At 54.6% G+C, this 22052-nt stretch carries 22 protein-coding genes and 1 tRNA gene; 10 read left to right on the forward strand and 13 right to left on the reverse strand.

Annotated elements, in window-relative coordinates; genetic code table 11:
• Nucleotides 1-110 precede the first annotated feature (110 nt).
• Nucleotides 111-740 (forward strand): histidine phosphotransferase ChpT, encoded by a 630-nt coding sequence (chpT, locus tag ACZ5FP_RS17155; protein ID WP_223612525.1) that lies wholly within the window; start codon nt 111-113, stop codon nt 738-740.
• 117 nt (nt 741-857) lie between these two features.
• Nucleotides 858-1211, forward strand: coding sequence for a response regulator (locus ACZ5FP_RS17160; protein ID WP_226904627.1), 354 nt, complete (start codon nt 858-860; stop codon nt 1209-1211).
• 10 nt (nt 1212-1221) lie between these two features.
• Here the strand turns inward: ACZ5FP_RS17160 and ACZ5FP_RS17165 are convergent, their stop codons facing one another.
• Nucleotides 1222-2088, reverse strand: a complete 867-nt coding sequence (locus ACZ5FP_RS17165; RefSeq protein WP_464661381.1) for a LysR family transcriptional regulator — start codon at nt 2086-2088, stop codon at nt 1222-1224.
• Nucleotides 2089-2179: 91 nt separating this feature from the next.
• Here ACZ5FP_RS17165 and ACZ5FP_RS17170 point away from each other — a divergent pair, with 91 nt between their 5' ends.
• From ACZ5FP_RS17170 to ACZ5FP_RS17180, 3 genes are all read left to right on the forward strand, one after another.
• Nucleotides 2180-3145, forward strand: coding sequence for a quinone oxidoreductase family protein (locus ACZ5FP_RS17170; protein ID WP_464661382.1), 966 nt, complete (start codon nt 2180-2182; stop codon nt 3143-3145).
• Between the two features lie 75 nt (nt 3146-3220).
• Nucleotides 3221-3583 carry a VOC family protein gene (locus tag ACZ5FP_RS17175; protein ID WP_464661383.1) on the forward strand — a complete coding sequence of 121 codons (363 nt, stop codon included), beginning with the start codon at nt 3221-3223 and terminating at the stop codon, nt 3581-3583.
• 121 nt (nt 3584-3704) lie between these two features.
• Complete coding sequence (locus tag ACZ5FP_RS17180) at nt 3705-4283, forward strand: tyrosine phosphatase family protein (RefSeq protein WP_464661384.1); 579 nt, start codon at nt 3705-3707, stop codon at nt 4281-4283.
• Nucleotides 4284-4359: 76 nt separating this feature from the next.
• Here the strand turns inward: ACZ5FP_RS17180 and ctrA are convergent, their stop codons facing one another.
• Complete coding sequence (ctrA, locus tag ACZ5FP_RS17185) at nt 4360-5061, reverse strand: response regulator transcription factor CtrA (RefSeq protein ID WP_223612517.1); 702 nt, start codon at nt 5059-5061, stop codon at nt 4360-4362.
• Nucleotides 5062-5515: 454 nt separating this feature from the next.
• On the opposite strand from ctrA, the gene ACZ5FP_RS17190 reads away from it, so the two are divergent.
• Nucleotides 5516-5902: a flagellar export protein FliJ gene (locus ACZ5FP_RS17190; protein WP_105731965.1), complete on the forward strand. Its 387-nt coding sequence runs from the start codon at nt 5516-5518 to the stop codon at nt 5900-5902.
• A gap of 24 nt (nt 5903-5926) precedes the next feature.
• On the opposite strand, the gene ACZ5FP_RS17195 is transcribed toward ACZ5FP_RS17190, so the two are convergent.
• Nucleotides 5927-6223, reverse strand: a complete 297-nt coding sequence (locus ACZ5FP_RS17195) for an N-acetyltransferase (protein ID WP_229489984.1) — start codon at nt 6221-6223, stop codon at nt 5927-5929.
• Nucleotides 6224-6373: 150 nt separating this feature from the next.
• Nucleotides 6374-6649 carry a CtrA inhibitor SciP gene (gene sciP / locus ACZ5FP_RS17200; protein WP_091878079.1) on the reverse strand — a complete coding sequence of 92 codons (276 nt, stop codon included), beginning with the start codon at nt 6647-6649 and terminating at the stop codon, nt 6374-6376.
• Between the two features lie 304 nt (nt 6650-6953).
• Here sciP and mnmA point away from each other — a divergent pair, with 304 nt between their 5' ends.
• Nucleotides 6954-8144 (forward strand): tRNA 2-thiouridine(34) synthase MnmA, encoded by a 1191-nt coding sequence (gene mnmA / locus ACZ5FP_RS17205; RefSeq protein WP_464661385.1) that lies wholly within the window; start codon nt 6954-6956, stop codon nt 8142-8144.
• Between the two features lie 39 nt (nt 8145-8183).
• Here mnmA and ACZ5FP_RS17210 read toward each other — a convergent pair whose 3' ends face one another.
• Together ACZ5FP_RS17210 and ACZ5FP_RS17215 are read right to left on the reverse strand one after the other, a co-directional pair.
• The gene (locus tag ACZ5FP_RS17210) at nt 8184-9311 is read right to left on the reverse strand and encodes a DegT/DnrJ/EryC1/StrS family aminotransferase (protein WP_403183988.1); all 1128 of its coding nucleotides are present in this window, start codon (nt 9309-9311) and stop codon (nt 8184-8186) included.
• Nucleotides 9312-9483: 172 nt separating this feature from the next.
• The gene (locus tag ACZ5FP_RS17215; RefSeq protein WP_223613445.1) at nt 9484-10446 is read right to left on the reverse strand and encodes a Gfo/Idh/MocA family protein; all 963 of its coding nucleotides are present in this window, start codon (nt 10444-10446) and stop codon (nt 9484-9486) included.
• Nucleotides 10447-10633: 187 nt separating this feature from the next.
• On the opposite strand from ACZ5FP_RS17215, the gene ACZ5FP_RS17220 reads away from it, so the two are divergent.
• Nucleotides 10634-10710: transfer RNA gene (locus ACZ5FP_RS17220), tRNA-Met, on the forward strand.
• Here the strand turns inward: ACZ5FP_RS17220 and ACZ5FP_RS17225 are convergent.
• Nucleotides 10667-12268: a recombinase family protein gene (locus ACZ5FP_RS17225; RefSeq protein ID WP_464663336.1), complete on the reverse strand. Its 1602-nt coding sequence runs from the start codon at nt 12266-12268 to the stop codon at nt 10667-10669. The two genes, ACZ5FP_RS17220 and ACZ5FP_RS17225, sit on opposite strands and share 44 nt — an antisense overlap.
• Nucleotides 12265-12822, reverse strand: coding sequence for a hypothetical protein (locus ACZ5FP_RS17230; protein ID WP_229489979.1), 558 nt, complete (start codon nt 12820-12822; stop codon nt 12265-12267). The genes ACZ5FP_RS17225 and ACZ5FP_RS17230 overlap by 4 nt, the downstream gene beginning before the upstream one ends.
• Nucleotides 12823-12854: 32 nt before the next feature.
• On the opposite strand from ACZ5FP_RS17230, the gene ACZ5FP_RS17235 reads away from it, so the two are divergent.
• Entirely contained in the window at nt 12855-13118 is a 264-nt protein-coding gene (locus tag ACZ5FP_RS17235) for a hypothetical protein (RefSeq protein WP_464661386.1), read from the forward strand.
• Between the two features lie 163 nt (nt 13119-13281).
• On the opposite strand, the gene ACZ5FP_RS17240 is transcribed toward ACZ5FP_RS17235, so the two are convergent.
• Entirely contained in the window at nt 13282-13725 is a 444-nt protein-coding gene (locus ACZ5FP_RS17240; RefSeq protein ID WP_229489978.1) for a hypothetical protein, read from the reverse strand.
• Between the two features lie 115 nt (nt 13726-13840).
• On the opposite strand from ACZ5FP_RS17240, the gene ACZ5FP_RS17245 reads away from it, so the two are divergent.
• Nucleotides 13841-14068, forward strand: coding sequence for a helix-turn-helix domain-containing protein (locus ACZ5FP_RS17245; protein WP_426137177.1), 228 nt, complete (start codon nt 13841-13843; stop codon nt 14066-14068).
• A 335-nt stretch (nt 14069-14403) separates the two neighbouring features.
• Here the strand turns inward: ACZ5FP_RS17245 and ACZ5FP_RS17250 are convergent, their stop codons facing one another.
• The 4 genes from ACZ5FP_RS17250 to ACZ5FP_RS17265 all read right to left on the reverse strand — a co-directional run bounded on the left by ACZ5FP_RS17250 (nt 14404) and on the right by ACZ5FP_RS17265 (nt 21980).
• Entirely contained in the window at nt 14404-16701 is a 2298-nt protein-coding gene (locus tag ACZ5FP_RS17250) for a hypothetical protein (RefSeq protein ID WP_464661387.1), read from the reverse strand.
• Between the two features lie 9 nt (nt 16702-16710).
• Entirely contained in the window at nt 16711-17001 is a 291-nt protein-coding gene (locus ACZ5FP_RS17255; protein WP_229489976.1) for a pyocin activator PrtN family protein, read from the reverse strand.
• A gap of 320 nt (nt 17002-17321) precedes the next feature.
• Nucleotides 17322-19202, reverse strand: coding sequence for an AAA family ATPase (locus ACZ5FP_RS17260; protein WP_229489975.1), 1881 nt, complete (start codon nt 19200-19202; stop codon nt 17322-17324).
• Between the two features lie 201 nt (nt 19203-19403).
• Nucleotides 19404-21980, reverse strand: a complete 2577-nt coding sequence (locus ACZ5FP_RS17265; protein WP_464661388.1) for a hypothetical protein — start codon at nt 21978-21980, stop codon at nt 19404-19406.
• Nucleotides 21981-22052 lie beyond the last annotated feature (72 nt).

Consider the following 22052-nt stretch of genomic DNA (forward strand, 5'->3'; position numbering starts at 1 on the left):
TATGTATCCAAATGCAGCAGCCATCAGAGTGATTCGGCATGAACATCTGATTCGGCATAACCCCAATACGCAGATTCCAACCGTCAGCCAAATCCTTAGGAGTTTCTCTCATGACATTGCCCGTAATTCTCTCGGCAACGGACCTCGGAGCCCTCCTGAGCAGCCGCATCTGCCACGACATCATTTCGCCGGTGGGCGCGATCAACAACGGGCTGGAACTTCTGGAAGAAGGCGGCGCTGACGAAGATGCGATGAACCTCATCAAATCGAGCGCGCGCAGCGCCTCGGCCCGTCTGCAGTTTGCGCGCATTGCCTTCGGTGCCGCCGGGTCAGCCGGCGTCCAGATCGATACCGGCGATGCCCAGAACGTGGCCAACGAATATATGAAGGGCGAGAAAGCCGAGTTCACCTGGACCGGCAATCGCGTCCTGCTGCCCAAGAACAAGGTCAAGCTGCTGCTCAATCTCGTGCTGATCGCCAATGCGGCCCTGCCGCGCGGCGGCACGCTGAATGTTGCCTTGGAGACGCCGGAAACCGAACCGCGCTTCGTTCTGACATCGCGCGGCCCGATGCTGCGGGTTCCGCCGAAATTCCTTGAACTGCACAGCGGCAAGACGCCGGAAGAGCCGATCGACGCCCATGCGGTGCAGCCTTACTACACGCTGCTGCTGGCGCAGGAGGCCGGAATGACGATCTCCATCCACGCCACACCGGAAGAGATCGTGTTCTCGGCGGTCTGAGGCGGTAAAAATTTACCATCCGCTTTGGCCATTTCTTCACAATCGGCCTGATACTCTCCGTTGAAGCAGCTGCAATGTCGCAGTGATTCCGGGGGGAGTTGGCACGTGTTACGTTGTATGGTCGTTGATGGAGCGCCGGTGGTCAGGAAAGTTGCGACGCGTCTGCTCGCAAGCGACAGCGTTGTCGTGACCACAGCCGACACGGGCTTTCAGACGGTTTCGGCCTGCAGCGTTGAAATGCCAGACATCATCATTCTGGACTGCGCACTGCCGGATATGCCGTCCGTCGACATCATCAGCCAGATTCGCGCCCTGCCCGGCGGCAAGGAAAGCCGGATTTACCTCTGCCTTGCCGAAATCGACGTGACCAAGATCATGCGGGCCAAACGGGCCGGGGCATATGGTTATCTGCTGAAACCCTTCAACCGGGAGTCCATCTCGGAAATCCTGCCGTCGACGTCCGTCGGGTAAAATCCAATAGTCATGGTATTCTGACCGGACACTCCCTGCCGATGATATCGGCGAGGAAGGTCATCACCGTCCGCATGACGGGCGAGCGGCCGATATCCGGATAGGCCGTCAGCCAGAGATCGCGGATTGGTGGCAGCTCCTTGACCGGCAGTTTGACCAGCATCGCATCATTGTCCCCCATGAAGCAGGGAAGGACAGCCGCCCCCAGACCGGCGCGCGCCGCTTCCTGCTGGCCGAAGAGGTCGCTGGCCTGAAAGATGATCGGGCGCCCCGCGAGGATCGAGCGCAGCCAGACCTGCTGGGCCACGTGATCCAGCGTTGCGTCATAGGCGATGAACGCCAGCGCTTCCGGCGGCTGGGCAGCCTGCTCGCGCGTGGCATAGAGCCCGAAGCGCATGGCCCCGATCCGCCGGATGAGCAGATCCTTCTCCACAGGCCGCGCCATGCGGACGGCAAGATCGGCCTCGCTGCGATCAAGCGCGGCGTTCTGCGTCGCCCCCGCAAGTGCCAGGGTGATGTCCGGGTGTTCGCGGTGAAACTCGACCACGCGCGGTGCAATCAGCCTTGCCGCAACCGCCGGCGGTGCGCTGATGCGTACCGTTGTGACCGGCGAGAGTGACAAGCCTCGGGCACGCCGTTCAATGGATTGTGTCAGCCGCGCCATGTCTTCGACAAGTTCGGCAAGCGCCTTTCCCTCCGCCGTCAAAGGCGAACGGCGCGGCAAGCGGTCGACAAGACGCAGCGCAAGCGCCTGTTCGAGCGATGCGACGCGCCGCCCGATCGTCGCATGGTCAACGCCAAGCGCGCGGGCGGCGGCGGACAGCGACCCTGTCCGGGTCAGAACGGAAAAGTAGTGCAAATCCTGCCAATCGATCATTGGTGAATTATTGCACATGTATGGAGACAAAACACAGAATTTTCTCACATCCCATGATGTGTTCGAATGCCTCATTCCAAAGGAGAACATCATGGCACTGACGATCGAAATGACCGGCCCCGGCGGCCCAGAAGTATTGCGGGCAAGAGACGTCGGTGTTGGCGATCCGGGGCGGGATGAGGTGCGCATCCGGCAAACGGTTATCGGCGTCAATTTTGTCGATATCTATTTCCGCAGCGGTCTCTATTCAACGCCAAGCCTACCCGCCGTGCTTGGCCTCGAGGGGGCGGGCATTGTCGACGCCATCGGGGAAAACGTCACCCATCTCCAACCCGGTGACCGGGTTGCCTATGCCGGCATGCCGCTCGGCGGCTACGCTGAAATGCGGCTGATCCCGCAATCACGCCTGATCAAGCTGCCGGATGCGGTTTCGGATCGCGTCGCCGCAAGCACATTGTTGCGCGGCCTGACGGCCTATATGCTTCTGCACGAGGTTCGCTCTGTCAGGCCGGGCGAATGGGTGCTGGTTCACGCGGCGGCAGGCGGCGTTGGCCAGCTGGTCTCGCGCTGGGCGAAGCGTTTGGGAGCCAATGTCATCGGCACAGTCGGGTCGGAAGGCAAAATAGCAGCCGCAAAGGCGGCGGGCGCCGATGAGGTGCTGCTGTACAAATCAGAGGACTGGACCAGTGACGTCCGCCGCATCTCCGGCAACAAGGGTGTCCACCTCGCCGTCGACGGTATCGGCGGATCGATCTTCATGGAAACGTTGAAGACAATCCGGCCCTTCGGCATCCTGGGCTCCATCGGCCAGCCGGCAGGCCCGGTGCCGCCGGTCCGGCTCGAAGACCTGGGCAACATCGCGGTCATGCGCCCAAGCGTCATTGCTGCCGTCAACGATCCGGTGTTCTACCAGCGCGGGTCAGAAGCCCTCATCGCCGCCCTGCAGGACGGCTTGAGCAGCCCGATAGGTGCGGAATATGCCCTGCGCGATGCAGCCAGGGCACAGGCGGATCTGGAAGCGGGCAAAACAACGGGCAGTGTCATTCTGACCACCTGACCGTGCCTGTTGCCGCTCCGCCGCGTGCTCGCTAGGTTGTTATCTCAAGAGCAAGCAGCCCGAAGGCAGAAGACGATGGCGATAACCGGAATTGAACACATCCAGCTGGCCATGCCCGCGGGCGAAGAACAGGCGGCACGCGAATTCTATGATGGCCTTCTCGGCATCCCCGAAGTGCCCAAGCCCGCATCGCTCGCCGGGCGCGGCGGATGCTGGTTTGAAACCGGCAGCGTCCGCCTTCATCTTGGCGTCGAGCAGAACTTTTCTCCCGCGAAAAAAGCGCATCCCGCTCTGTTGACGGACAATCTTGCTGCGCTGGTCCACGCATTGGAAGCGGCAGGCTATGCCATTACCGAAGACAAGCCACTGGAAAAATACGACCGGCGCTTCGTCCACGATCCCTTCGGCAACCGCATCGAACTGATGCAGCCCAGATGAATTGACCCTGCCAGTCCGCGTCGTAAATATGCCGGAAAACCTCGGATAATCTTTGCCATCGCCGCGGAACGCTTCCACAATGCGGTTGGCGCCACACAAGCATCAGGATTACCGATTCCCCATGAAACCTTTGTCCATCTCCACGCTGACCATCTGCGGCATTGACGAACTGCCCGCCCAGAGCGGACGCACCGTCACCCATGTCCTGTCCATTCTCGACCCGAACTGGCCGGAACTCGAGGCATTCCAGGCCTATGGCAGCCATCACCGCACGACACTGAACTTTCACGACATCATCGACGCCGATGAAGGCAAGATCCTGCCGCAGCCGCAACACGTTGCGGAAATCCTGAACTTCGGCAAGGCGCTGGCTGAATCAAAGGCGGATGGCGCCGAAGGCCACCTGCTGATCCATTGCCACATGGGCATATCCCGCTCGACGGCAGCCATGCTCTCCCTCCTCGCCCAGACCTATCCCGATGAATCCGAGGCCCGGCTGTTCGAGCGCCTGCGCCAGATACGCCCGCAGGCCTGGCCGAATTCCCTGATGATCCAGTATGCGGATGATCTCCTGGGCCGGAACGGCAAGCTGGTCGATGAACTGCGCCGCCACTATGGCTGGCAGATCAAGCGCGAGCCGAATTATCTCGAATGGATGACGCGCATCGGCCGCAGCCGCGAGCTGGACATGGCCGTTTGACCCGCATCAAACATGCAAAAAGCAAAAGGCTCCGTCAGTGACGGAGCCTTTTGCTTGAATGACCCGAGACGAAGGCTCAGGCGATTTCGCGCATGTCCGACGCATCCGGCTCACGCAGCACGTAGCCGCGGCCCCAGACGGTCTCGATGTAGTTGATACCACCGGAAGCACTGTCGAGCTTCTTGCGCAGCTTGCAGATGAAAACGTCGATGATCTTCAGTTCAGGCTCATCCATACCGCCATAGAGGTGGTTGAGGAACATTTCCTTGGTGAGCGTCGTCCCCTTGCGGAGCGAAAGCAGCTCCAGCATCTGGTATTCCTTGCCGGTGAGGTGAACGCGCTGGCCGGTGACTTCAACCGTCTTGGCATCGAGGTTCACGATCAGGTCGCCCGTGGTGATGACCGACTGGGCATGGCCCTTCGAGCGGCGAACGATCGCGTGGATGCGGGCAACCAGTTCGTCCTTGTGGAAAGGCTTGGTCATGTAGTCGTCGGCGCCGAAACCGAGGCCGCGCACCTTGTCCTCGATGCCGGCCATGCCGGAGAGGATGAGGATGGGCGTCTTGACCTTGGACAGACGCAGGGTCCTCAGGACTTCATAACCGGACATATCCGGCAGGTTGAGGTCGAGGAGGATGATATCGTAGTCGTAGAGTTTGCCGAGATCGACACCCTCTTCGCCCAGATCCGTCGTATAAACATTGAAGCTTTCCGACTTGAGCATCAACTCGATGCTCTGGGCCGTCGCACTATCGTCTTCGATTAAAAGAACCCGCATATCATTCCCCTTTTCCCGCCGCTGAAATGGGTTGCCGTGCAATCCCGAAGTCAGGTCGCGAAACAAGCCGTTTCCATAACGTTAAGATTGCCACCGAATGGTTAACAAAATCTAATTCCGCTTTGCAAGTGTCTTTGACTCATAAGTTAAAAATCACAGGCACCGCATTGATTCATAAGGTGAGTCACCCGGCTAAAAACCATCAGCCAAAGCTTCAGGTTCTGCGCCTAAGCGATTCATTCGACTCAATAAATTTTTAGCCGGACACGGCCGACTTCGATTTACCGAGCTTTAAGTCTTAAGGCGTATGATTAATGCTGAACGTAAAGGAAAGGTTACCAGACGCGGCAACCTTTAAGTTTTTGTTTCATTTTCCCGAAGTGATTCGGGTGAAACGCCAGCCGGATGACTCCTGTTGAAGGGTCTGCGTACCGGCTTTGTGGGGGTAGTGAGTATGAAGTCGCATGAAGGTTTGGTTCGATTGAAACTGTTTCAGGTCAAGGAAAAGCGCCGCCAGCTCGGCCAGCTTGATCTCATGATGGGTGAATTCGAACGCATGGCTGCTGAGTTGGACGCGCAGATTATGTCCGAGGAAAAGAAGGCGGGCATTACCGACACGTCGCATTTTGCCTACCCGACATTCGCCAAGGCTGCGCGCCAGCGTCGCGACAATCTGTTTGATTCGATCCGTGATCTGAAGGCTCAGAAGGACGATGCCGAGGCGGCACTGGCCGAATCAGAAGCCGAACTGGCGAAAGCCGAGGCGCTGGAACAGCGCGACGGCAAGGTCCGCGATATCGACGACATGCCGGTCGCCGACAAACGCGCCATGATCGGCTGACCGGGGACGGCAGCCGGGTCTGTTTCAGCTCTGCCGCACCACATCGGCCCAATCCTTGTGCCGCAGGGATTGGGCGCGCATGAACGGGCATAGGGGAATGATTTTCCATCCCCCCGCCCTCGCATCTTCCACCGCATGCAGCGCCAGCGCCTGCCCCACGCCCTGGCCGCGCAGCGCATCCGGCACACCCGTGTGATCAACGATGATCAGTTCGGGATTCACCCGGGAAAACGTCATCTCCGCCTCGTGCCCCGAGACGACGGTCACATAGCGTCCGCCCTTTGCGGTTTCTTCCTTGGTAATTTTGATATCGTCTGCCATTCAACGTCTCCTTGCCGTCATCCATGATCTCTTAGATCAGGTTTTGTGGCTCAGCGGAACAATATGACAGCGACGACCATTCTGATCCCCATGAAAAGGAAAAGGCTGGTCTCAACGACCAGCCTCAGCCAAACTCAAAGGCGACATCATCTAATGACGATATTGCTGTATCCGGGTTGTTCTTAGTCCAGCCAGGCCATGATCGGAGATCGAGGACTGCCAGGACAGGAACTCTTCCACCGTCAATGTATAGCGATGGCAAGCCTCCTCAAGACTAAGAAGACCACCGCGCACAGCGGCAACCACCTCAGCCTTGCGGCGAATAACCCAACGCCGCGTATTGGCGGGCGGAAGATCGGCGATGGTCAGCGGGCTGCCATCCGGGCCGATTACATATTTTACTCTCGGTCGAACAAGATCGGTCATTGTACTCTCTACACTAAACTTCAAGACCTATCGCAGCCGACATTACAGGCAGGGCTTTAATAATTGCCTAAACAGCGAGTCATTCTCTGGTAACTTCTGCAAATTCCAGGAGATTGTTGAAAATGACCATTTTGCCGGCTTTGACCGGTATTATCGGCCGTGGCCACGGCGGCGCATCGCTCACCTTTGCGTGAGAAAAATACGCCGCCTGACACTTCCTGTTGGCAAGATCGAGTCAATTGACCTATATAGGGGCCTTGAATATCCCTGCGCCGTTATGTCGCTGCAAGAACCGGATCCGCTTATGACACTGAATAATCTCGATCTGCCGGGCAAGCCGGAAGACACACGTATCGTCGTCGCCATGTCTGGCGGCGTGGATTCTTCTGTTGTGGCGGGCATTCTCAAACGTCAGGGTTATGATGTCGTCGGCGTTACCTTGCAGCTCTATGATCACGGTGCATCGACCCACCGCACGGGCTCCTGCTGCGCCGGCCAGGATATCGAAGATGCGCGCCGCGTCTCCGAACGCCTTGGCATTCCGCATTATGTGCTGGACTACGAAGCGCGCTTCCGCGAGGCCGTGATCGATCCCTTTGCCAACAGCTATGTCAGCGGCGAAACGCCTATCCCTTGCGTATCCTGCAACCAGACGGTGAAGTTTGCCGATCTCCTGCAGACCGCCAGGGATCTCGGCGCCGATGCGCTCGCCACCGGACATTATATCCGCAGCCATGCCAATGGCGCGCACCGCGCGCTCTACCGCCCGGTCGATACGGACAAGGACCAGAGCTATTTCCTGTTTGCAACCACGCAGGAACAGATCGACTACCTGCGCTTCCCGCTGGGATCACTGACCAAGCCGGAAACCCGCGCCATTGCCGAAGAACTCGGCCTGTCCGTTGCCAACAAGCAGGACAGCCAGGACATCTGCTTTGTTCCGCAGGGCAAGTATTCCGACATTATTTCCAAGCTGAAGCCCGAGGCTGCCAATCCAGGCGACATCGTCCACATCGACGGACGCGTGCTTGGCCGCCATGAAGGCATCGTGCACTACACCATCGGCCAGCGCCGCGGCATCGGCGTGGCGACGGGCGACCCGCTCTACGTTGTCCATCTCGACGCAGCCAATGCACGTGTGGTCGTCGGCCCGCGCGAAGCGCTGGAAACCCGCAAGGTTTTCCTGCGCAACGTCAACTGGCTCGGGGATGATACGCTCGAGAGCATTCCGGAAGGCGGCGTTGAAGTTTATGCCAAGGTCCGTTCGACCCGTCCGCCGCGCCCGGCTGTCCTGCACCACCGCGACGGCGAGACGTGGGTCGAGCTGGTCGATGGCGAAAGCGGCATCGCCCCCGGTCAGGCCTGCGTCCTCTATTCCGATGACAGCAACACCGCCCGTGTCTATGGCGGCGGCTTCATCGGCCGCTCCGAACGGGCTCCGCAGGCGGAAGCCATGCTCAAGCGCCTGGCACAACAGGGCCAGGCCGTCGCCTGATCGCACGAACCTCTGTCAGCGATGTGGCCCCAAAAGCGCTTAGGCAGCGCTTTTGGTCTTGAACTCGCGAATGGTTCCAATGATGCGGTCCTGATCAGCCTCACTCAAATAGGCATGCATCGGCAGGCACAGGATGTTCTTCGGCAGCGTTTCCGACACGGCGAGGCCGCCCGGCGCGCGCATATAGTGCGCATAGGCTTCCTGCAGATGCAGCGGCTTGACATAATAGATCACCGAAGGAATGCCGTTGGCCTGCAGATGCGCCTTGAGCGCGTCGCGGTTCTCAGTCTCGATGGCATATTGCGCCCAGGCCGAGCGTGAGCCTTCCGGCATAAGGGCGACCTTGACCACGTCCTTGAGGCCGTTGGCATAGCGCTTGGCCACGATCTGGCGCGCTTCCATCTCGTCTTCGAGAATGGCGAGCTTTTCAATAAGGACTGCCGCCTGGATCGTATCGAGGCGCGAATTCATGCCGACGCGCACATTGTCATACTGCGTCTCGCCCTTGCCGTGGAACAGGATGGAGCGCAACAGGTCGGCCAGCGCCGCGTCATTGGTGAACATGGCACCGCCGTCGCCATAGCAGCCCAGAGGTTTTGCCGGGTAGAAACTGGTCGCGCCGACATGGCCGAACGCACCGCACATCGCATTGTCGCGCTTGCCGCCGATCGACTGCGCCGCATCTTCGATGACGAACAGGCCGTATTTGTCGGCAATTGCCGATACCGAGGTGTAATTGGCGGCGAGGCCGAACAGATCGACCGGGATGATCGCCTTTGGCTGCAACCGGCCTTCCGCCAGGACGGCCTTGATCGCCGCTTCCAGCTGCTCGACATTGATGTTGTAGGTATCGGCGTCGACATCGATGAAAACCGGCTCCGCTCCGACAAGCGCCACGACTTCAGCGGTGGCGGCGAAGGTAAAGCTCGGGCAGAACACCGCATCACCCGGGCCGATGCCGCGTGCCATCAGCGGAATCTGCAGGGCATCCGTACCGTTGGCACAGGCAACCACATGCTCGACACCGAGATATGCGCCAAGACGCTTTTCGAACTCGGCAACTTCCGGTCCGAGAATATATTTGCCTTCACGCACCACTTTGGCGATTGCCGCATCAAGCTTGCTGCTAATCCGTTCACGCTGTGCGCCGAGATCGATGAACTGCATCATTGCTCCAATATCAATTGTTCCGCGAATCCGTCGCGGAAAACGGTCAAGACAACTCTTTAGAAGGGCCGTGGGAGGTCTGCCAGACGTTGTCGTTCAAAGTTTGTCCGGTCTTGTAACAACGCTTTACACCGAGCGCAATCTTGCAGCACTTTTGGGGCCGCCGAACGGATCAGCTCGCCTTGTCGTGCGCAACCGTGCCGGCGGTCAGAATCCGCAGGACGCGAATCGCTTCCTCGCCGTCGGTGACCGGCTCGCTGCGCGTGTTGATGCTGTCGATGAAATTCTGGCATTCCCGGGTCAGCGGCATGCCCTGCGCAATCTTGACATAGGTCGGCTCTTCCGTCGTCGACGCCCACTGGCCGTTATCCTGCCAGATCGAATGCTTGTAGACGGCAAGCTTCTTGTCCCACTGCTCCATGTCGTCGAAGACGGCCATGGCCTTGGTGCCGACGACCGTAAGCCGGCGCTCGCGATAGGGATTAAGACGCGAGGCAAAAAGGTGCCCGCGAATATTGTTGGGAAAGCGCATGTGCAGGTGGGCGAAATCGCTGAGGTGATCGAGCACCGCCGCGCCCTCGCCGCGCACTTCCAAAGGTTCGGTGCCGGTGATGGCCAGGATCATCGACAGGTCATGCGGTGCCAGATCCCAGAGGGCATCGTTTTCCGTGTGGAATTTTCCAAGACCGAGCCGATGCGAATGGATATAGCGCACATCGCCGAGATCGCCCGCCTTGATCAGCTCCAGAAGCCGTTCGAATGCCGGATGAAAACGCAGGACGTGTCCGACCATGAAGATGCGCCCGTTGTCGCGCGCAGCCTTCACGGCGGCTTCCGCATCGGGAACGGTCAGGGCAATCGGCTTTTCGACGAGGACATCCTTGCCATTGGTGACGGCGCGAATCGCCGCAGCCGCATGAAATTGCGGCGGCAGGGCCATGACGATGGCATCGACCTCCGGATGGGTGAAAAGATCGTCGACTTCAATGTGCAGAACATTCTGCTCCGCGGCGAAGCCGGCGGCGCGATCGGTGTTCTGGTCGGAGACTGCAAACAGCGCCCCGAGACTCTTCAATGTCCGGATATGATTGCTGCCCCAATAGCCGCAACCCAGCACTGCAATCCGTGGAGCCATCTTTTCAGCCTTTTTCATATCGGCATCCATTATCCGCAGGAAGAAACGAACACAAGTCTTCGATACGGAGAAGATTGCTTGACAGGCCGTTGCTCCCCACATATATCCGCCCCGTCCCTGTCAATTGACAGCGCGTCCCCCGGTCCTCACTTGCAGGCTAGCCGTTCACGGGTCGCATGACATATGGGGCGAAGTAGCTCAGTAGGTTAGAGCAGAGGAATCATAATCCTTGTGTCGGGGGTTCGAATCCCTCCTTCGCTACCATTGTCACAGCCGACAAGCCGGCTCCCAGAAGACTGGATAGATACCCCTTTATTTGAACTACGTATTCGTCACCTTTGTGGCGAGGCATGACGATTACTTCTGCAACCAGCTCACGGAACGAACCTATGAGCTCACTATCGGGCGCAACATCCCCCTGTGAAAGGATGGAGGCCAGATTCTCTATGTTCTCCCGAAAGCGCTCTACGGCCTGCGGATGAAGCTCAATGACATTGGTGTCTTCACCGGCAGTTGCCAGATCGGCGTTAAGCCTATCTTTCTCCGCCCTCAATGAGGCAAGTAGCGGCTTGGCTTCATCATCGGATATTAGATCGGCAGCTATCTTACCAATCAATCTGTCTAGTTTGGATTGCGTCTCTGCCAACTTCTGCGAGGTTGTACCGCGACTTCTGCGAGCCTCCGACTCTATTCGCCGGCGCTCATCACGATAGGCTTTGACGTATTCCGCGATGATTATCGGATCTGCGAATTGGAGCCGTAACGCATCGATCACATGGGTTTCCACCTTCTCGATATAGTATCGCGCGGAATTGCTGCAGGAACGAGACTCCCGGTATGTGCTGCACTGAATACGCGGGCCGCTCCTGTCATGGCCAATCATAACCAGACCGCCTCCACATCCACCGCATTTCAGCAGCCCGCTAAGTACGCGCTTGTTCCTTGGTGCATGGTTAGCATGCACCCCGCCGACAGCTTCCTTGCGTGCCTGCACAGCATCAAAAAGCGTCTGGTCGATAATTCGAAGGTGCGGCACATCGGCATATCGAAACTCGGAGGGATCGTTTGGCCGTGATACCCGCTTGCCGGTCGCGGGGTCTTTCACCATGCGCACACGATTCCAGATGATGCGGCCCGAATAAATAGGATTGCGTAGAATGCCATTACCACGCTTGCCATTGCCATTGATCGTAGGAGCGGACCAGCGCGGACCGCGTGGCGCAGGAATGCCATCGTTGTTCAACGTACCCGCGATATCGCGCGGACTTTGACCAGCAGCGTAAGCTTTAAATATCCGAAGTACCGTTTCAGCCTCAGCAGGAACAATGCTTAGCTCGCCAGCCTCCCCCAGGATAGGGCTATATCCGTACGCCTTGCCACCTGCGTTGCGTTTATCGTCAATGACGCCCATGAGGCCACGCTTTACTTTGCGAGCCCCCTCCTCGCGCTGCATTTGGCCAACAATGCTGTGCATGCCGATCTGAAGAGAATCCTGCCTGCCGCCGTTGACGCAATTTATCTCAATGCCACGGAAATTCAGTTTCTTGTGTATGCCTGCTAGATCTTCCATATCGCGGCTGATGCGATCAGGTGCCTCTGATATCAAAACGTCAAAACCACCCTCATGAGCGGATTCCATTAAATCAGCCAATCCGGGACGACCGAACATCGAGGCGCCAGAGCGCGCTTTGTCTGAGTAACACGCAACTAAGCTGCACCCGATACGCACCGCGTATTCCGAGCATAGCATGATCTGGTCATCTACTGATTTATCGTTCTGAAGGTCAGTAGAGAACCGCGCATAGATGGCAGCACGCTTCATATTGTGACCTCGTTAAAATGCTCAGGCAGATTCCAGGGCTTTGCGCCATACCTCACGCGGAACCGGTTGTGGCCCTCAAAGATTTTTTTGGCTTCGGGAGATGAATCCTTGTCCCGCACAATGACATTCATTTTTACAAACTTCCACCATGTCCCTCCCTCGGCTACATAGTCGTGTTTGCGGCCTCCCGGCTGTAGCATCTTACGAACATCATCATCCGTTGTGCGCCAATGGTCAGGTATGCGATTATCCTTTGAGCGGTAATGATTGAAGCAATCGCCGCTCTTAATTTGAGCCGATCCATAAGAGATTACATCGTATGGGTTGAAATAGACGATCGTGCCGCCCCTGCTTCCCGCCAAAAAGTAGTCCCAATCCAATCGAGCGCAGACCTTCCGCGTGGCTCGGATCAGCGACACTCGGTGCTTTTTCTCTATCCGATTTGCGCCGAAGAATACGCGGTCAGCTAAATCCTCCACAGTGAATGAGCTGTCTGGATTCTCCAGAAACACTTTCTCAACCGCCCTTTCGATTTTTCCGGGTCCGCGGCTCATATAAGTGTTTCCAAGAGAATGTCGTACGTCGCATGGAAACACATAGTCATGGTGCCATTCGCCTATTATCGTTTGCGGCCTCCGGTGCGCGCGCGTCGATGCGGGCCTGTCGGCGGGCCATCGTGCGGATCATGCTCAAGAGCGGCTCTGATGCTAGCAAAGGCGGTTTGGCTTTAATCAATATCATCTTTGACTCACCTTCCTTCTGGTTATGGTTGCTGGTCGGAATTATCTCGATCCAAACGCAAAATTGTGCAAACGGCCCCAACAAAAGTTTTTCGGACCGTTTTCAATAAAAAACGCGGGCAAGCTGAAACTTACCCGCGTCGATGGGTGGCCACCCGCGTCTTATCTTCTTTTCGATGGTCTCATTCCGGGCTCCTCGGGTTCGCCGCACTGGGGAGGTTGCGGCGGTTGTGGTTCTCCTCGCGCAGGTGGTGACTGCGTTGATGGTCGTGATTAGTGGAACCTGCTGTTGTACGCTGCCACCTGCCGGCGCCAGCGGCGTATAGAAGACGCGTGAAGGCCGGTCACATCAGCGATAACGTTGATCTCGTATCCGGCGCGCAGCATCGCCACAATCACATCCCGATGTTTGCTCTTGGTGCGCTCCAGCAGCGCCATGCGAGCCTGTGCTTGCCGGCGGATTCTGCTCGTATCGCCAGCCCATGGATTGCCCATCCGGTTGGCAATCGCATTACTGAGCATGATAGCCAGTTTGAGTTCTTGCTGGCTCTTCGCATTCTTGATGGTGTCGCGAGCAAGTTCGTGGAAATCCTGCCAGGAGATCTGCGTGTCTGGAAGGATGAAAGAATCGAGAGGCGTGCCGTGCGCATAGTCAACGCCGGCAATTGGCATGCGAGATGAAATCCGGGGTCTGTCTGCAAACTCTTCAAGATACATAGTGCGGCTCCTCGTTGCGTTCAGCAATAAACTTCTATATCAGTAAAAAACACCAACCTTGGTGCAAAGTCAACATTATTTATTGATGTTGGTGTTTTTTATTGAGGATAGCGCGATGAACCCTGCTCAATGTCGAGCTGCACGAGCAATGTTGGAATGGACGCAACCTGAATTAGCGAAGGAGGCCGGCGTCTCTGCGTCAACGATTCGAGATTTTGAAGCTTCTCGACGGATACCTATTGCGAATAATCTCGCGGCAATCGAACGCGCCCTCGTCGATGCAGGCGTGTTGTTTATCGATCCGAACGGCAATGGTCCTGGTGTGAGGCTGAGGGATCGATGATGAGACGATTTGGTGTAGCGTACCGGACGGGAGATATTTCCATCGATCAAGTGTTGGAAGTGATTCACAATAGCACTTTGCAGGTGCCCAACGAGTTGCAGATGGGAGGAGAGCAATACGACAGTTGGCTCGTCTTTATGATTGAACTTGTGGAAAAATTGCCAGAAGAGCATCCAGTGAGATTAGCATGCGGGAGCCTGTATACATACGGACAACACTGGAATTATCGGTCAACATGGGACGAGAAAAAATGCGCGACGCATTATACCACGCTCATTACTCGGCTTTGGCCAGTCCTGGATCGCGTCGCCTCGAATGGATCGGTGGGACGTTAGTCACCCCGCTTCCCAAACTTCGTTCAGTACTTTGGCGGCAAGCGCCGCCTTGTCGAAAGGCAAGAATCGCCCATAATGTTTGGCTACGGTGTCTGGGGTGTCCTGGATAGCATAGCTGGCCTGTTCGTATGATCCGGTCTTTTTAAGAATGTGCGTCGCGAGCACATCGCGCACATTGTGGGGGCCGTGTGGCAACAGACCCTTGATGGCGCCACGTTTCGTGAATGGGTTGTAAATGCCGTACCGCTGGATGATGAGACGCCATGCTTCGTAGAAAGTGGTTCTATCGTAGGAAGCATCTTCAGAACTAGACTTGACCGTCTTGATGAACAGTGTACCTGGATCCGCCGCTTCGGATAAGAGACATGCGCGATGGCGTTCAATGTATTGTTCTAGGCATTCATAAAGCCCAGCAAGATTTGGCAATATGAGCCTAAACGGTTTGTTCGCGAAATATGACGAGTCAGCATTCTTGAATGCAATTGCGGGAATGAAGACCTCCCAGCCCATTTCCTTATTGTTCCAGCGCAATTCTCCCCGCTTTAATTCGACAAGCTGGCGTTCGCTGCGAGGTAATTCGTGCCGCCGACACAACAACAGTTGCCTCAGGTTTTTTTGACGGAGGCCCAGATGGAGGCCAAGCCGTAACATCAATATTGAGCGAACAGACTCGGCGGCAGATTTGGGATACCGCTTCTCGTCTGGCATCAATCTAACTATCTCATCTGTAATCTTTCGATATTCGGCGACGGGACTGTCAGACTCTAGGATTGGTAAAATTGGTTCAAATGCATCACGATGTACGCGCGCTACCTTCTGTATTTCTTTTGCCCTGGTTAAACAGTGTTTGTGGCAAGCATCGCAAACTGAGTGCCAATTGCTAGATGCACTCTCTATGTCAGTTGCACTTATCAGGCCATCAATAGCCGAAAGAGTTTTCGCCAAAGACGGTGTTTGACGGAGCCACCCTGTTTCGGGGCGTGTCAGAGCAATCGCCAACCGTAACATGTCGATTTCCCAAGACGTGTAGAATCCTCTTCGCTGCTCTCTCCATCGGAGATACCAGTCCCAGACTGAGGGAAATGCAAGCAAGCCAAAAGTTAATTTGGCATGTGCAACGCCTAGACCACGGACGGGGCCACTCTCGCTTGCGACCAGCGCTCCAAACAATAATCCAAGATGTTCAACTTTTTGAGATGCCGTCTCCTCACCCCAAATACCATTTCGCTGGTATCCATACGCAACTAATGTGGCTGTCTTGAATCGCAACAGATCATTCATCTGATTCCTAAGATGGATAGGCGCTTCAACGCTTGCTCCATCGAGCTCTGGGTCTGCATCCTTGCCCAGAATAAGACGCTCTCTATCTATGGGATTTCGAAAGCTAATTGCGTATCGCTGCTTCATAGCGATAGCTTGAAAACGCCTGTAGTCAGTGGCGCCACTTACGATGACCCCCCTAACCCAAGCCAGTATTTTTTCCTGTTCATTTATAGGACGCGATTCAAAATCATCGGGCAAATGCCATGCCAAACGGCGACGTTCGGAATCTGCTATCTCTACGGGCTTAAATCCATAAGCAGCACGTGATTTATGCGGTAGCTTCGCTTTGAAATAGCCTGCAGGCAATTGATATCGACGCTCGATACGCTCAAGGACCTCAAAGCTTTCTATATTTCTGGGCGCTCGGGTAGCAGCCATCCAGCTCCAAAAAGTTTTTCGGTCAAATTTTTCACTTGGTTTAATTATGGCTCTGGTCAATGACCAAGTCGTGTCGCCATGTCTGTCCATATGGAGCCTTAGGGCGCCATGAAATGTTTCAGGATCTTCCCACGTAGCCCATAGAGCTTCCGGAAATTCGACCACTGATTTGGGCTTTGTACCCGGTTTGATTCGGGCGGGGAAAAGCTGATCGAGAGGATCCTCCTGAACAATATGCTGAGGCTTTATTCGAATTCTTTTTGTGCTGACGACGATCGGCACGGCTGCCGAGCCATCCAGCGTCTGCCTTTTATTAGACGTGGTAGGCTTCGTCGGTAGCTTCTTGATCTCACGAACAACTAGTTCAAAGATTGCGCTGATATCCTTTGACGCTTGAATCAATCCTTCTGGATCGATGTCGCACGCCTTACCAATGAGATACCAGTTGAAACCGTGCCCCAACCTTGGCGGATATCGCGCTTCCAGATAGCTCTCGCTAAGAAACTGTTGAAGCGATTGAACGTCATTTGGTGGGAAATATGCCGAAACTCGGATTTTGCAAAAATCTGAAATTTTGCGAACTATGATACGACGCATATAAGACACCTATCCGTGCAGTTGCTTGTACTCCCTCAACGCCTCTGCACGCCGAGCATCCAGGTAATCTGCGAAATCTTGTAAGTGAACACCTCTCGCACTTCGTTGGCTGGATTCTAGCCGCAGAAGAGGCAGGACAATTTCGCCAAGGCTGACCTTTCTCAGGAACTTCTCAACGGTTAAATGGGTGAAGAAGTCTCGACATAAGATTTCCACTGGAATGATTGTCATTGGGCCGTATTGAGCAAGCAAGAGGAAGCTAGTATTTAGCTTTGCGTTGTCGGCGTTGGGGTGTTTCATCAAAGCTCCTAGTGTATTGGCAACCACCTTCCCAAACTGGGACACCAACTGTAAAGTCCATCCATGAACACCATTTCAAATCACCTCCACACGTGCGGGCGCCATGAGGGCGCACCGCTTGATTGCGGAGATGGTCGTGAACTTCAAACGGAAGCGCCCGCGGATTGCGGCATGTGGTCTTTGTAAATCCCATAAGACAAATGGCGCCTGCCCTCGGCATAAGGACATGCGCCACGGCAATCGCAAGCGATATCTGGCCGACAGCGATCAACTGAAGTGTGAGGGTGTGATGGTTCCTACTGGAAGCAAATGAGGAATAGCTACTTTGCCATCCCATCTTTCAATTTCAACAATAGGTTGGAGATATTGGCCACGGTTTTAGGGTCGATGCCGTCTATCTCCGACGTCGCGAGAATTTCTGCCAGATAAAAATTCAGCTGTTTTTTACCAGATTTACCATCAAACCGTTGGCGAACTTTTTCCTTCGTCTCCTCTGCAATGAGGTCTTCTAATTTTTTACCAGCGAGACTGCTGTCCATATCCGCAAGTGTTAATGCTATACCGTCGGATAATATCCAGTCTGCTATGTACTTTTCTCTTGCCCTCTTCCCGGCAACATCATCGTCTAAAAGTATGCGAAATTGGCGACCCTCTGACAGAGCGCGAGAAATTGCGGGTCCCAATGATCCGGCACCGAAGCCTGGGACTATTCGCATACCCCCTGGTCTCTTCATCTGCCTCAATACATACTCGAATGCGTTGAAATCGCTTATCCCTTCAACGAAGACTTGAGGCCCAGAACCAACAAGAGCTGGCTCTTGGTACTGAAGTCTTTCCAAAACTGGTTGAAAATAGGATACACGGTCCGGTTGTTGGCTTACAAAATCGCGGTAAGACGTCACCTTAATATTCGTTGGTGTCGAAGAAAACGATGTAGCAAAATCGTCAGAATCATAGTCGACTGACTCATTCTCCACTATATATGCACCTGAGAGCCATTTGGGCTCAATCATATGGTGACTGTGTGTCGAGTAGAAGACTATATTTCCGTCTTTGGCTATCCTTTCAAAACTTTCCAAAAGTTGTGCCTGAGCCCTCGCATGCAAATTGGCAGCAGGTTCGTCAAAAAGAAATAACGTTACTTTACCTCCGCTTGACTTGAATCTAGTAAAAAGCAAGAACGAAAAGAACCAGCGAAAGCCCAATGATCGCTGATTAATTTGATACAAAGACTCTCCGTCCGATACGCTAAATGTCGCATACGGCAGGTCATTGAAACCAGGATCGATATTCCAATCAACCTTAATCTGTTTTGCGGAAACTGGGCGATTGAACACCCGTTGCCAGTTGCCGAGTACTTCTTTTGTAATGGCGGCAGACAGTTTATGAAAAACTGCTTCAACGCTGCGCTTGTCAGTGTCTTCGAAAAACTTGGGAAACCAAGAAGGCGTAGCGTCTCGCGCTTTGAAATCAGAAATTCTCTTAACAACATGGGTTTCGAGATTGAGGCCGCCATCGATAGAATCAAGAACGTCCTGCAACACTGATCGGTAATATCGGTTTACCGGCTTTTCATTTTCATGTTCGGACAGGTATATCTTTTGAGGCAAATCCACCAAGAATGTCGGAAAATATGCCATGTTCGGAAGCTTATTCTTGATCGAATTTACAGAGGCAATCCATAGATCTTTTTCGGACGAACCCTTATCCGGTCGTACATAATTTTTAGGTTTTTTGCTTTTCCCGTGAAGAATTATTGGTTCAAAACCGTTCCAGTAATTCATAAACTCTTTGTACGTGCTATCTTTGAACAAGTAAGCACGTTCCGCTGTCATCATGTCGGGAATGCTTTTCCGATCAAGAGAAAGCTTTTCGTCGGAAAAAATAGAAACAATATCGTCCTTATCTTTTTCTGTTAATTCAACAGTTGATGAGATAGATACTTTTCCGTTGAATGCTGCGCTCTCGTGGATGGGAATTAAACTTGCAATGTGCTGTTGCGCATACGGTCCATCAAAAAGTTGATTGTTGGTACGATCGGATGTGATGAAGTGTGAGAGTGCTTCTAGCACCGTTGTTTTCCCACTTTCATTTAACCCGATGAATGTAAGAATCTTGTTTTCTATACGGTTGTGAAAATCAAACTCAGCAGATTCAATGCCTTTAAAATTCTTGATCGCAAACTTTTTAATTCTCGGCACTTTTCTCTCCGCCCGTAAATATTATTCTCCCACGTTATTCTTTAAGGCAACGAGCGTGCAAGTATTTATCTCCTTAGGTAATGGCATTGCCGCATAATTGTGCCACTTAACTCGTGACAATATCGCATCGCAATCCCAAATTAGAGAAAACTCTGCCCACCTCATACTCAAATATAAAAGGTGGGCAGGATTTTAACATAGCTACAACACCCGCGACTTCTGCGCTTTCCTCACGGTGGTCACGATGTGCGCAGGCAATTCGGCACGGTCACGCGCCATGGCTTGTTCAATCCGTGCAACCGCGCCAACGTCGGCGCCGCGGGCATCAATGGTCGGTGCGTAAGTCACTGAAACGGGCGAACTTCCACCACCGCCATAAGAAAGACTGGGCATGCTCGGGCCACGTAGCTTGTGGTTGGGAATGATTTGTGCGCCTTTCGGGACGTTCATCAATTCCGGGCCACGCTCACCGACCCATGAAAGACCACCAGGCGCATTGTCCGTGCCATCAGCAAAGCCTAAAATCTTACCGATGCCGCCTAGAATGCTACCACCTGACGAGCCGCCGCCAGTGGCGCCTGCGATATTGCTGAACAAGCTGTTGATTGCCTGATTCAGAGCCATATCGATGAGCTTGTCGCCAAGCCGGCCCAGTGCATTGCCAAGTGCCTCGGTGGCCTTCACGCCGTTGCGAAGATCAGAAACGAATCCGCTTGCGAAATCCAAAGCCAGGTCTCTGCTTTGGGCGAGCGACTCGTTCATACGAATGAGGCTCGCATTCAGCTCACCCTGTGGGGAATTCGGGTCCAGCCCGGCACTCTTAAGCTGAGAATAGACGCGCTGCTCTGTGGGCGACCTGAACATCTGTTCGCGTTCAAACGTCAAATCCTGCTGCAGTTTTAGTCCAGCTACCTTCTCCGCGGCCTTTCCGTACGACTCTGTCAGCTTATCGATTTCAGCGCGATATTCAGGCGTGAGCTTGCGGCCCTTGTCAGTCGCCTTTTGCAGAAGATCCAACTTAAATCGCAGCGTATCCTGTGCAGTACCGTTGAGACCAATTGTCTTGATCTCTTCGTTCATGCGGTCGATACGATCTTGCCCGCGCTTTAGATTGTCGCGCTCGGCGTTGGCGTCCTTGTCGACCTTCGGCTTGTCGACGTGATTGAGCGATTTGTTGGAAGACTCGAGTTTCTGAAGCTCTGGACCACCAAACCTTTGCTCAAAGTTGAAGCGCGTCTTAAACAATGCCTGAGCTTGGTCGAGCGCATCTTTTGTACTTGGCTTGCCAACGCGATCGCCCGTAAGACCGGCAACATTTGGCCCCCGAAGGCCTGCAGCAATATCGGCGACGGAAGACGACGGCATGCCGTAAATTGTGCCAATAGAGAATTTGGCGTCTTCCGCTTTTTTGATGAGCTTATCAAGCTCACTGGTCATGCTCGACAGGTCGAGAGACTTCCCGGACAAAAGGTCAATCTCATGGATCAAGTCTTTTGCCGATACTTCGCCATTCTTGAACTTTTCAATCATATCCTGAAGAGCAGTCTTTGCCTCACTATTCTTCAGTCCGTTGGCAGTCGAGCTTAAATCGGCCAGAGCCTTTTGATAATCATTCGGTGGTTGAATATTGGCTGCGGCATTCAGTTCGCGGAGTCCCTGCGCACCCTCTAGAAGCTCACCCTTAAGCTTTTGACTAAGCGCTGAACTCTGTATTGCTTCGTTGAAAGCGTCAAAGTCGCCCTTACCTTTCGCCAACTGCTCCCTGAATTTCAGAATCGCCGGCTCAGCCGCTTTGAATTTCTTGTCGACAACGAAATCGTCAGAGCCGGTGATGAAGCCCGACAATGCGACTTTTCCGAAGAATTCACGGTTACTCTGCTCCGCGACCTTTTTGGCCTCTTCTGCCTGCCTGCGTGTGATTGCGTCTAAAACGATGGATGCCGTGGCGCCATATTTTTCGGCGCTGGATTTAGCGCCGTCATAGTAGTCTTTTAGTTCTTTGATATACTCGCCATGCCTTTTGAGCACCTCATCGACGGTTGGAAGCTCCTTCGCGGCCATCAGCTTATAGGCCAGAAATGCAGCGCCACCAGCCGCTACGGCAGCAGTTGCCAACGGAAACTTTGTGACGATACCCATGGCCATATCGCCAACAGCCCGAACGGCGCCCATCGCCCCGCCAGGCCCGCTAGCAACATATGACAAATGGCTCAACTGTCCTGTAAGCGCCTGTACCGGCGAAATACCGAGCGCTAACTGTTCCGTGATACTGCGCACGGAGTGCTGCAGGGCCATCATCTGCGTTGGACCCAGTTGGCTGGAGCCGTGTCCACCAGCGGAATTGCGCCCCTTGATCGCCGCAATGCTGGCCAACGCGGCCTGACGTTCACGACTCATCGCAGCCGCCATTTCATCGGCAGAAACTGCGCCGAGGGCGTTGGCTGTCTTAATCTCAGCGATGGCAGCCTTGTAATTGCTGATGGTAGAAAAGACAGGATTGATCTTGGCGCGCAAGTCATCGAATTGCTTGCCTTGATCAGCCAAGGCGCCAGACCACTCTTTGGTGGCCTTGACGCCGACACCAACGATACCGTTGATTTGGTTCTGCAGGGCCGTGGTCATCGACTTGTCGACGCCCTTACCTACACTTTCAAATCGGCTCTGGATTTGAGCCGCCGACACACCGACATCGCTTACGAGTTTGTTGAGTGCGCGACTAATTGTGGAAGTGTCGGTGCTTACACCGATAATTAGATCATCGTTGTTGTTGTTGGCCATTTTGGCCTCCGTTGATATGAAAAAACCCGCTCAAAGGCGGGCGAAAAGGTGAGGTGTGAGGGCTTGGCGACT

Source organism: Phyllobacterium sp. T2-21 (genome assembly GCF_055378485.1).